The following is a 10,477-nucleotide window of genomic DNA, read 5'->3' as shown; positions in this document are numbered from 1 at the left end:
GCCGACAGCGCGTCCGTCGGGACGCCGACGTGACAACACAAGCGCGAGGGTGAGGAAATGCGGCCCAGGATCGATCCGCAGGACGCGGACGACTTCGCCGTCACACCGGCCGGCCAGGTCTACCTCCAGGAGGTCAGCCGGTCCTTGAACGGGATCCTCGCGGACCGGCCGCCGCCGAACGTCCACCGGACCATCGCCAACCACCCCACGCTGCTGCCCGCGATGCAGCCGCTGATGTCTCATGTGGCGGGCGACATCCTCCCGCCGCGCGAGCGCGAGTTGGTCATCCTGCGGACGGCCTGGCGTTCACAGGCCACGTACGTCTGGGCTCATCACCACGCGGCGGGGCTCTTCGTCGGGCTGACCGAGACGGAGATCGCCCGGGCCGCCTCGGAGGACGCCACCGGCTGGACGCCGTTCGAGGCCGCGCTCCTCACGGCGGTCGACGAGCTGCACACCAAGTCGGCGATCTCGGACAGCACGTGGAAGCAGCTCGCCGAGCAGTACAGCGAGGAGCAGATCCTCGAACTGCTGGCGCTGGCCGGAACGTACAAGACCCTGGCGTTCATCCTGAATTCCTGCCTGGTCCCGGTCGACAGCTGGATGGAGCGTCCGGCGCTGCTGCCGGTGGACCCGGGCCAGCTCACCTCCGGCAGACATGCCCGCCCGCGCGAGTCGCCGCCGGGTACGGGCGCCGAGACATGGAACCGACGCATCGTGCTGCAGAACGACAGTGGGCTCTCGCAGCTCACGCCCTCGGCGGCCCACCCCGAGCCGCCACTCCATGAGATTCTCGTCCGTTATCCGGACCTGATGTCCACGGCCGCGCAGGCCCGCGAGTCCGGCTCGCCGCTCCTGCTGATCCGCCGGAACTCCTCGGACATCATGCCGGACACGGACGGCTACTCCTTCAGCGCCACCCATCTGTTCGCCGATTCCACGGGTGTCCCGATTCTCGCCGAAGTGGTGGAACCGCACGACACCTGGAACGCGCACAGCGCCCTGTCGAAAATTCTCGACTACGCGGGCAGCGGGGCCCGGCACTGGCCGCTGCACATACTCCAGCGCTCGCTCGATTACACCGCGCAATTGCAGGACACCGACGCGGAGGGTTTGCTGGCGGAGATGGGCTATCCGGTCGACCAGGGTTCGTTCCTGCGCACGATCGAGGGAAATCTGGCGCTGGGCAGGCTCCGTATGGTCATTGTGGCCAGTCAATTCCCGCCCGAATTCAACCGGGTCATCTCGTTCCTGGGCCAGCAGCTCCGCCCCGCCGAGGTGTACGGCGTCGAACTGCGCCGCTTCTCCGACGGGGCCCAGGCTGCCTACATACCGCGCGTGGTCACCTGAGCGGGAAAGCCCCCGCGGATGGCTGAGGCGGGCCGGAGCCGACGCTCCGGCCCGCCTCGGCCGTCGTTCCGCTCACTCACCCGCGGGCGACTTCTTGCGGATCAGCGTGATGCCGTCCGCCATCGGGACCAGCGACATCTCGACCCGCGGATCGTCGTGGACCAGCTTGTTGAACGCGCGGATCCCGGCGGTGTCGACGTCCTGCGCCTCGGGGTCCACGACCTTGCCGAAGAACAGGGTGTTGTCGACCACGATCAGGCCGCGCTCGCCGAGGAGCGTCAGCGCCATCTCGTAGTAGTGCGGATAGCCCTGCTTGTCGGCGTCGATGAACACGAAGTCGAAGGTGCCGGGGCCCTCCTCGGCGAGGATCGCCTTGAGGGTGTCGGCCGCGTCGCCGACCCGCAGGTCGATCCGGCCCTCGACGCCCGCCCTGGCCCAGTAGTCGGCGCCGATGCTCGCCCAGCGGTCGGTGATGTCACAGGTGACGAGCTGTCCGCCGGGCGCGAGCGCACGGGCCAGGCACAGGGTGCTGTACCCGGTGAAGGTGCCGATCTCCAGGATCCTGTTCGCCGGGGTGAGTCCGGCCAGCAGCGTCAGCAGCTGCCCCTCCTCGGCCATGACCTGCATCGCGGTGCCCGCGGGCAGCTGCGCCGTTGTCTCGCGCAGCTCCCGCAGGACCGCGTCCTCCCGCAGGGAGACATCCCGGATGTACTCCGAGAGCGCGGCCGGGAGACCTACCTGGTTCGCCATGGGTCATCCATCTTCTCTGGTCTTCTCACATCGGAACCGGCCGGGAGGCGGGCCTCCCGGCCGGTGAGGGCTCAGACGCCCTGGAGGCTGACGGCGTGCAGCTCCATCGTGGACGGCGGGTCGGCCGGCTCCGGGGACAGATGCAGCCGCTGGATCTCCTCCTGTGCGGGCGCGGGCAGCCCGGCCCGGCAGTCGCACGGCTCGTCGGTGAAACCGGCGAAGCGGTAGGCGATCTCCATCATCCGGTTGCGCTCGGTCTGCCGGAAGTCGGCGGCCAGATGGACCCCCGCCCGGGCGGCCTGGTCGCCGAGCCAGCGCAGGATCGCCGATCCGGCGCCGAACGACACCACCCGGCACGAGGTGGCCAGCAGCTTCAGGTGCCAGACACCCTCGTGCTTCTCCAGCAGTTGGAGACCGACCGCGCCATGCGGCCCGAACCGGTCGGTGAGCGTGGTCACCAGCACCTCATGGCGGGGATCGGCCAGCAGCGCCCGCAGATCGCCGATGGAGTAGTGCACTCCGGTGGCGTTCATCTGGCTGGTGCGCAGGGTCAGCTCCTCCACCCGGGAGAGCTCCTCCTCGGTGGCGCGGCCGATGCGCATCACCAGTTCCAGCGAGCGCAGGAAGTCCTCGCTCGGCCCCTGGAACTCCGCCTCGGCCGCCTTGCGCTCGAATCCGGCCTGGTACATCTGGCGACGGCGGCGCGCGTCCACGGTCACCGTCGCCGGGCTGAACTCCGGCAGGACGGCGAGCTCGGCCAGCTGCTCGGCGTCATAGCAGCGGACCTCGGGCAGGTGGAACTGGACCTCCGCCCGCTCGGTCGGCTGGTCGTCGATGAAGGCGATCGTGCCGAGGGCGAAGTTGAGTTCGGCGGCGATCTCCCGCACCGCATCGGACTTCGGTCCCCAGCCGATGCGCGGCAGCACGAAATACTCGGCGACGCCCAGCGCCTCCAACTGCTTCCAGGCCAGGTCGTGGTCGTTCTTGCTGGCCACCGACTGCAGGATGCCTCGGCTGTCCAGCTCGGCGATGAGTTCTCTGACCGGGGCGGGGAGCGTCACCGCCCCGTCCTCCAGCAATGTGCCCTGCCACAGGGTGTTGTCGAGGTCCCACACCAGACACTTGACGATCGCGGTCTGTTCAGCCACGGCTCTTCCTTGTCTCGGTACGCCGACTCATATCGCGGGCATGGACACGGCGTGGTCGGCGAGGATCAGCTGACAGATCTCCGTACTGCCCTCGATGAGTTCCATGAGCTTCGCGTCGCGGTAGGCCCGCTCGACCACATGGCCCTCGTGTGCCGCCGCCGAGCCCAGCACCTGCACCGCCGTGGCGGCGCCCTGCGCGGCCTGGACGGCGCTCACCTGCTTGGCGAGGACGGTGGCGACGACCATCTCGGGAGAGCCCTCGTCCCAGCACCGGCTGGCGTGTTCGCACACCCGGGTGGCGATCTGCTCGGAGGTCAGCAGATTCGCCAGGTGGCGGGCGACGAGCTGGTGGTCCGCGAGCCGCTTTCCGAACTGTGTCCGGGTGCGGGCATGGCCCCGGGCGGCGTCGAGACAGGCCCGGAGGATGCCGACACAGCCCCAGGCCACCGAGATCCGCCCGTACGCCAGCGCGGTGGTCACCAGGAGCATCAGGGGCTGTCCGCCGCCGAGCACGGCGGTGGCGGGCAGCCGCACCTCGTCCAGCGTCACGTTCGCATGGCCCGCGGCCCGGCAGCCGGACGGCTGCGCCACCCTGGTCACGGTGACGCCCGGGGCCGCGGCGGGCACCACGACGGCGGCCGCCCCGGAGCCGTGGCGGCCGACGACCACGATCATGTCGGCGTAGTGGGCGGCGGTCGTCCAGACCTTCTGGCCGCGGACGACGACGGTGTCGTCGTCCGGCTCGATGGTCGTGGTCATCGCCGACAGATCGCTGCCCGCCTCCGGCTCGCTGAACGCGACGGCGGCGAGCTGACCCCCGGCCAGCTTCGGCAGGTACTCGGCGTGCTGCTGGGCGTTGCCCAGGCGCTGGATGGTCCACGCGGCCATGCCCTGCGAGGTCATCACGCTCCGCAGGGAGCTGCACCGGCTGCCCACGAACGCGGTGAACTCGCCGTTCGCCGCGCTGCTCGCGCCGAGTCCGCCGGACGCCTCCGGCACCCCGGCGCACAGCAGACCGCGGGCGGACAGCGTGCGCAGGACGTCGTCGGGGATCAGACCGGTGCGGTCCCACTCCGCCGCCCGGTCGCCGACAAGGTTGTCGACGAGGTCCCGGGCGCCGGCGAGCGGCTCAGTCATCGGCGGGCTTCTCGCCGCCGCGCAACCGCACCACCAGAGCGGTCATGGCCGCGATGGTCCGGAAGTTGTCCCGCTTGAGGTCGTCCCCCAGGATCTGCACGGAGAAGGCCTGTTCCAGATGGACGACCAGCTCCATCGCGAACATCGACGACACCAGCCCGGACCCGAAGAGGTCCTGGTCGGCGGGGACCTCCGCCTTCACCCGCTCCGAGACGAACGCGGTGATCGCCTGCTCGGTCGCCTCGGCGGTGACTGCCTGGTCCATACTCACGAAAGCACCTCTCCATAGTTGTAGAACCCGCGCCCTGTCTTACGCCCCAGATCACCGGCGCGCACCTTCTCCATCAGAAGTTCACAGGGTGCGAAGGTGGAATTTCCGGTCCGCTCGGCAAGTAGCCGAAGAGCGTCCGCCAGGTTGTCGAGTCCGATCAGATCGGCGGTGCGCAGCGGGCCGGTCGGATGGCCGAGGCAGCCGTGCATGAGCTGGTCCACGTCCTCGACACTCGCGGTGCCCTCGGCCACGATGCGCGCCGCTTCATTGATCATGGGGTGCAGCAGCCTGCTGGTGACGAAGCCCGGGGCGTCCCGTACGACGACCGTCTTCCGCCCCAGCCGCTCCAGCAGGGCCAGGATCGCGGCCATGGCGTCCTCGCCGGTCTGCGGGCCGCGCACCACTTCCACCATCTCGATGAGATAGGACGGGTTCATGAAGTGCACGCCGGCCAGTTCGGCGGGCCGCCGCACCGACTTCGCCAGTTCGGCGATGGGAATTCCCGACGTGTTGGTGATCAGCGGGACCCCGGCGGGGACCGTGCCGGAGAGCTCCGCCATGACCCGCGCCTTGAGCGCGGCGTCCTCGGTGATCGCCTCGATCACCACATCGGCGTCCGCGACATCGCCGCTGGAGAGCGTGGTGGTCAGGGTCCCGGTGTCCTGCGAGGCGGGGAAGGCACCCATGAACTGCCCGTGCCGCAGCAGTTGGGCGATTTCCGCTCGGGCGCTCTCCAGCACCTCATCCGAGACGTCGACCAGCACGACATCGGCCCCACGGCCCAGCGCGAGCGCGGTGATGTTGCGTCCCATTACCCCGGCGCCGACGACAGCGATCGTGTCCGATGCGGAACCCGCCATCCCCTGCCTCCAATCGTCACTCAGATGAGCGCGCCCCCCGGTAGGACGCACAACAAGTGAATGCCAACAGGAACGGCAGGCCCCTGTCTCTATGGCACTTTCAGGTAAAACTACTAGGACAGCGCGGCCGGTGTCGATGGGATGCAACCACCGCCGCCACCTCGGCATCTTCCCCTGGATCCGGGGTGATTGGGACCATCGGCCGGCCGTCGGGGACCGCAGTCACCAGCCCACGGGACCGTTGAACAACGGGCCGGGGCAGGAGGGTTCAGGCGCGCGGCAGTACGCCCAGGAGCGCCGAGGTGAAGGAGATCCGCAGGGCGTCACGCAGCTCCATGTGGAGCACGCCGAGGGCAGGCTCGTCCGCGTAGGCGGCAAGGACACTGGGCGGCGGCGGGATGTACGCCGACAGGGCGCCCGCCGAGACCAGGCTCATCAGGCAGAACAGCTCCGCGTCCTCACCGAGCTCGGGCAGGTGGCGGCGCACGAGCTCACTCATGGCCTCGAGCCGCGCGAGGGAGGAACGCTTGTGGCCCTTGACCACCTCGACCGAGACATTGTGCTCAAGGACGCCGCCCTGCGCGCCGAAGAGGTCGCACAGCACCGTCCGGCCCGCCAGCGACCGACTGAAGACCTCGGCCAGCTGACCCGCCCGCACTTCCGGCGCCGCATTCGCCTCGATGCCCGCGGCCAGCTCATCCGCCAGCTCGGCGAGCCAGCTCTCCAGAAAGACGTCCAGCAGTTCGAGCAGCACCGCCTCGCGTGACTCGAAATACCGCAGGACGTTCGACTTGGCCAGGCCCACCCGCCGGCTGAGCTCGTTGAGGCTCACCTCGGCCACGGGCATCTCGTCGAGCATCGCCGCCGCCGTGTCCAGGATCGCCCGGCGGCGGATCTCCCGCTGCTCCTCGCTTCGCGCTCGCTGAAATGTCACGCCCTCAGCCTAGCTTAAAGACCGCCGGCCTCTTGACAGGAGACCGGCGGTCTCTTACGTTCTCTTCGTAACAGACCGACGGTTCTTTAGGAGTGCGTCATGAGCGGCAACTGGACAGAGCAGCACATTCCCGATCAGCACGGCCGGGTGGCGATCGTGACCGGCGCCAACACCGGGCTGGGCTTCGAGACCGCCCGGATGCTCGCGGAGCGCGGGGCGGCGGTGGTCCTGGCGGTCCGCGACGTGGAGAAGGGCAAGCAGGCAGCCGCCCGCATCACCGGCGACGTCACCGTCCAGGCCCTCGACCTGGCCTCCCTGGACTCGATCCGGTCCGCGGCGGCCGACCTGCGCGCGGCCCACCCGCGCATCGACCTCCTGATCAACAACGCGGGCGTGATGTACACCCCGCGGCAGACCACCGCCGACGGCTTCGAGCTGCAGTTCGGCACCAACCACCTCGGCCACTTCGCCCTGACCGGCCTGCTGCTGGACCGGCTCCTGCCCGTCCCCGGCTCCCGCGTCGTGACGGTCAGCAGCGCCGGTCACCGCATCCGGGCCGCCATCCACTTCGACGACCTCCAGTGGGAGCGCTCGTACAGCCGCGTCGCCGCCTACGGCCAGGCCAAGCTCGCCAACCTGATGTTCACGTACGAACTGCAGCGCCGGCTCGCACCGCACGGCACCACGGTCGCGGTGGCCGCCCATCCCGGCCTGTCCAACACCGAGCTCGCCCGCAACACGCCCGCCGCGCTTCGCCTGCCCCTCACCTGGCTCTCGCCCCTGCTCACCCAGAAGGCCGAGATGGGCGCCCTGCCCACCCTGCGCGCCGCCACCGATCCGGCCGTCACCGGCGGCCAGTACTACGGCCCCGGCAACCGGGGAGAGCTCCGCGGCTACCCGAAGCTGGTCACCTCCAGCCCCGACTCCCACGACCAGGCCGTCCAGCAGCGCCTGTGGACCGTCTCCGAGGAGCTCACCGGGGTGACGTTCTCAGCGGTGACTCCACAGCGGAGGGATTCCTGAGGCCGCGCATCTTCCCCAGGGGTTTCGGTGACCCCATGGTCAGGAACACGCGTCGAACGTCTCGATCTCACAGCGCGCCGCCCCGGCTTTGCCGATCTTGGCATCACTGGTGATCAACGGCACGCCCAGGCTTTCAGCAAGCGCGACGTACTGGGCGTCATAGGCGGACAGGTTGCCCGACAGGCCCTTGACCCGCTCCCAGAGGATCAGCGTTTCATGCCGGTCGATCGCCAAGTCGCGATACGTCGCCATGGCCTTTCGTAGCTGCCCATCGCTCAGCTTGGGATCACCACCACGTCGCCCACGCGCCAGGCCGAGCAATGCCGACATGATCTCGTAATCCAGCAGGTGGGGTGCGGCGAGCCGGTCCTCCTTCGCGACACGTTGACGTACCCCATGCCCTGTGGGGCCCTCGTCCGTCAAGAAGAAGACGAGCGCGGAGCAATCAATGACGATCAACGGCCCGCCCTTGCCTCGTGGATCGCGGCCAGCACGTCCGATGCACTCAGGCTCGCGCTGGCCTCGGCTTCCGCACGGGCTGCGACCTCGGCAAGCGTGGGCCTGGACGCCTCACCGACGAGTACCTCCAGGGCATACGCCTGAAGCGACTTGCCGGCCCGCGCGGCGCGGGCCTTCAGCGTGGCGAGGGCATCGTCCGGTACGTCGCGAATGGTCAGAGCAGTCATGAGCTGCATTTTAGCAGCTTCGCATGCATAATGCAGCTGCATCACAGATCCGCACGGTCGCGGTGGCGCGGGCAGCGGCAGGGCGGGAACTGGCTGGACCGCAAGGGTTCGAGCTTGTCCTTGACCACGACGACGACCCTGCCGAGCTCCTGCGTCACGACCGCGCCATCCGGCGAGACGCGGTAGACCCGCATCGTCATCCGTGGAGCGTTGGATTCGGTGTGTGCAAACACGTTGACCTGTCTTTCCGGTTCGGTCAATTACGTTGTGTGCACACACCGTTGCGTTCCGGCGCGTAGGCTGGAAAGAGGCGACACGTCCCAGCCAAGATCGCGGGACAAGAGGGGATACACGATGCCGTTCCAGCCACGCGAACTCTTTCCCGACCGCTCCGCACGCGACCTCTTCGGCGCGGAGATCCGCCGCCACCGCGAGAAGGCGGACATGTCCTTACGGCGGCTGTCCGAGGTGCTGAACTACAGCAAATCGCACCTGGCCCGGATCGAGGCGGCGGAGTCCCTGCCGTACGACGACCTTCCGTCGAAGCTGGACGCGTGCTTTGGGACGGACGGGATGTTCGCGCGGATCTATGCGCTGGCGAAGAATGAGCCGTATCCGTCGAAGCTGCGCCGTGTAGTGGAAGTTGAGAAGCGCGCGGTCACCATCGAGCAGTACGCGTGCGCCACCATCCCTGGCCTGCTCCAGACTCCCGAACTCGCGAAGGCGTCGCTGCGCATCGGCAACCGGTTCGCCCCTGACGCGGAGATCGAGGCGTGGACGAAAGCCCGCATTGCTCGACAGGCGCGACTGGCCGAACCACGGCCACCGCACTGTTGGTTCATCGTGGACGAGGCGGTATTGCGCCGCGCGGCAGGCGGCCCCGAGGTGATGCGCCGCCAGATGGCATCCCTCATCGAGCGCGGGACACAGCCCTACGTAACCATTCAGGTGCTGCCGTTCAGGGCGGGCCAGCACGTGGAAGCGGGCGGTTCCTTGCTGCTCTACACGCTGCCGAACGAGCCGTTGCTGGCCTATGAAGAAGGCAGTCGCTTCGGGACTTTCATCGAGGACCGGGACCGAGTCGCGGAGCGGCGGAAGAACTACGATCTGCTCAGGGCCATGGCCCTCTCGCCCCTCGACTCCGAGGCGATGATCCGAGCCGTGATGAAGGACTGGACCTCATGGGAACCGCCCCAGATCTGAGAACCGCTTCGTGGCACAAGAGCAGCTACAGCAGCAATGGCGGCGGCGAATGCGTCGAGGTCGCCGACAACCTCCCCGGCATCGTCCCCGTCCGCGACTCCAAGGATCCCGACGGGCCCGTCCTCATATTCCCCACCCACTGCTGGAGCGCGTTCATATCGAGCCTCACCGCAGGAGCAGCTGAAGTCCGCCCAGCACCGTAGCCGCGATCACCAGCCGCTCGAAGAGCCGCTGATTGATCCGGTCCACGCACGCCTTACCGATGTACGCACCCGGCAGGACGAAAAGCGCGAGCAGCGCGTCCAGGAGCAGGGAGCGGCCGTCGATCAGGCCGAGGCCGACGCTGAAGGGCACCTTGGCGACGTTCACGATCAGGAAGAACCAGGCCGAGGTGCCCAGGAAACCCAGCTTCCGGAAGCCGGCGGAGAGCAGGTAGAGCGACATCACGGGGCCGCCCGCGTTGGCCACCATGGTGGTGAAGCCGCCGAGCACACCGTACGAACCGGCCTTGAGCCGGGCGCCCGCCCCGTCCGCGTCGGGCGTGGTCGCGGGGGCCTCGGTCCGGGCCGCCGTACGCCGTCGCCAGACCGTGACCCCGGCCATCAGCAGCAGGATCGCCCCGATGGACGTGCGCACCTCCGCGTCCCCGGCCCAGAGCAGGAACACCGTGCCCACCACGACCCCGGCCGCGACCGCCGGGAACAGCCGCACCAGGGTCCCCCAGTGGGCGTGCCGCCGATAAGTGCGGACGGCGAGCAGATCGCCGACGATCAGCAGGGGGAGCAGCACACCGGTCGACTCCCGGGCCGGAAGGACCGCCGCGAAGATCGCGAGGCTGACGGTATTGGCGCCACTGACGGCGGTCTTCGAGAAGCCGACGAGTATGGATGCCGCCGCGAGCGCGGCGAACTCCCAGAGGGTAACGGTGTACATGCCACCGGATGATTCCAGGCCACCGCGCGCCTGCCGGAGGCAGGGACCTCAGCGCACCCAGCTCAGCCCCACCTTCCAGCCCCTCCGGCCATGTTCCAGCCCCTCCGGCGATTGAGGAGCGGGGGTCTGGGGCGGAGCCCCAGTTGAGGGAAGGGACGGGGAGGGGAAGCATCGATATGCGG

General features: G+C 68.8%; 14 protein-coding genes. 4 read left to right on the top strand and 10 right to left on the bottom strand.

Annotation, left to right across the window (positions count from 1 at the left end; genetic code table 11):
- Window positions 1–57: 57 nt before the first annotated feature.
- Entirely contained in the window at window positions 58–1,350 is a 1,293-nt protein-coding gene (locus J8403_RS33365) for a carboxymuconolactone decarboxylase family protein (RefSeq protein WP_211126397.1), read from the top strand.
- Between the two features lie 72 nt (window positions 1,351–1,422).
- Here the strand turns inward: J8403_RS33365 and J8403_RS33360 are convergent, their stop codons facing one another.
- The 6 genes from J8403_RS33360 to J8403_RS33335 form a co-directional block, all read right to left on the bottom strand.
- Window positions 1,423–2,100: an O-methyltransferase gene (locus tag J8403_RS33360; protein ID WP_211126396.1), complete on the bottom strand. Its 678-nt coding sequence runs from the start codon at window positions 2,098–2,100 to the stop codon at window positions 1,423–1,425.
- Between the two features lie 71 nt (window positions 2,101–2,171).
- The gene (locus J8403_RS33355; protein ID WP_211126395.1) at window positions 2,172–3,248 is read right to left on the bottom strand and encodes an HAD-IIIC family phosphatase; all 1,077 of its coding nucleotides are present in this window, start codon (window positions 3,246–3,248) and stop codon (window positions 2,172–2,174) included.
- Window positions 3,249–3,275: 27 nt separating this feature from the next.
- Window positions 3,276–4,385 carry an acyl-CoA dehydrogenase family protein gene (locus J8403_RS33350; protein WP_211126394.1) on the bottom strand — a complete coding sequence of 370 codons (1,110 nt, stop codon included), beginning with the start codon at window positions 4,383–4,385 and terminating at the stop codon, window positions 3,276–3,278.
- Window positions 4,378–4,650: an acyl carrier protein gene (locus J8403_RS33345; RefSeq protein ID WP_043236862.1), complete on the bottom strand. Its 273-nt coding sequence runs from the start codon at window positions 4,648–4,650 to the stop codon at window positions 4,378–4,380. The genes J8403_RS33350 and J8403_RS33345 overlap by 8 nt, the downstream gene beginning before the upstream one ends.
- Window positions 4,651–4,652: 2 nt before the next feature.
- Entirely contained in the window at window positions 4,653–5,516 is an 864-nt protein-coding gene (locus J8403_RS33340; protein WP_211126393.1) for a 3-hydroxyacyl-CoA dehydrogenase family protein, read from the bottom strand.
- A 268-nt stretch (window positions 5,517–5,784) separates the two neighbouring features.
- Complete coding sequence (locus J8403_RS33335) at window positions 5,785–6,450, bottom strand: TetR/AcrR family transcriptional regulator (protein ID WP_211126392.1); 666 nt, start codon at window positions 6,448–6,450, stop codon at window positions 5,785–5,787.
- Between the two features lie 99 nt (window positions 6,451–6,549).
- Here J8403_RS33335 and J8403_RS33330 point away from each other — a divergent pair, with 99 nt between their 5' ends.
- Complete coding sequence (locus tag J8403_RS33330) at window positions 6,550–7,473, top strand: SDR family NAD(P)-dependent oxidoreductase (RefSeq protein ID WP_211126391.1); 924 nt, start codon at window positions 6,550–6,552, stop codon at window positions 7,471–7,473.
- Between the two features lie 39 nt (window positions 7,474–7,512).
- Here the strand turns inward: J8403_RS33330 and J8403_RS33325 are convergent, their stop codons facing one another.
- From J8403_RS33325 to J8403_RS33315, 3 genes are read right to left on the bottom strand one after another with little or no spacing between them, the layout of a single operon-like run.
- Complete coding sequence (locus J8403_RS33325) at window positions 7,513–7,932, bottom strand: type II toxin-antitoxin system VapC family toxin (RefSeq protein ID WP_211126390.1); 420 nt, start codon at window positions 7,930–7,932, stop codon at window positions 7,513–7,515.
- Entirely contained in the window at window positions 7,929–8,159 is a 231-nt protein-coding gene (locus J8403_RS33320) for a FitA-like ribbon-helix-helix domain-containing protein (protein WP_211126389.1), read from the bottom strand. The genes J8403_RS33325 and J8403_RS33320 overlap by 4 nt, the downstream gene beginning before the upstream one ends.
- Window positions 8,160–8,200: 41 nt before the next feature.
- Window positions 8,201–8,359 carry a hypothetical protein gene (locus tag J8403_RS33315; RefSeq protein ID WP_167543243.1) on the bottom strand — a complete coding sequence of 53 codons (159 nt, stop codon included), beginning with the start codon at window positions 8,357–8,359 and terminating at the stop codon, window positions 8,201–8,203.
- A 154-nt stretch (window positions 8,360–8,513) separates the two neighbouring features.
- On the opposite strand from J8403_RS33315, the gene J8403_RS33310 reads away from it, so the two are divergent.
- Both J8403_RS33310 and J8403_RS33305 read left to right on the top strand, forming a co-directional pair.
- On the top strand, window positions 8,514–9,362 hold the full coding sequence (locus J8403_RS33310; protein WP_211126388.1) for a helix-turn-helix domain-containing protein: 849 nt from the start codon (window positions 8,514–8,516) through the stop codon (window positions 9,360–9,362).
- Window positions 9,341–9,565, top strand: a complete 225-nt coding sequence (locus J8403_RS33305; RefSeq protein WP_211126387.1) for a DUF397 domain-containing protein — start codon at window positions 9,341–9,343, stop codon at window positions 9,563–9,565. The genes J8403_RS33310 and J8403_RS33305 overlap by 22 nt, the downstream gene beginning before the upstream one ends.
- Here J8403_RS33305 and J8403_RS33300 read toward each other — a convergent pair.
- Window positions 9,528–10,295 carry a sulfite exporter TauE/SafE family protein gene (locus J8403_RS33300; protein ID WP_211126386.1) on the bottom strand — a complete coding sequence of 256 codons (768 nt, stop codon included), beginning with the start codon at window positions 10,293–10,295 and terminating at the stop codon, window positions 9,528–9,530. The two genes, J8403_RS33305 and J8403_RS33300, sit on opposite strands and share 38 nt — an antisense overlap.
- Window positions 10,296–10,477 lie beyond the last annotated feature (182 nt).

Source organism: Streptomyces yatensis (assembly GCF_018069625.1).
Lineage (GTDB): Bacteria > Actinomycetota > Actinomycetes > Streptomycetales > Streptomycetaceae > Streptomyces > Streptomyces yatensis.
This window is presented reverse-complemented; position numbering and strand designations above follow the sequence as displayed.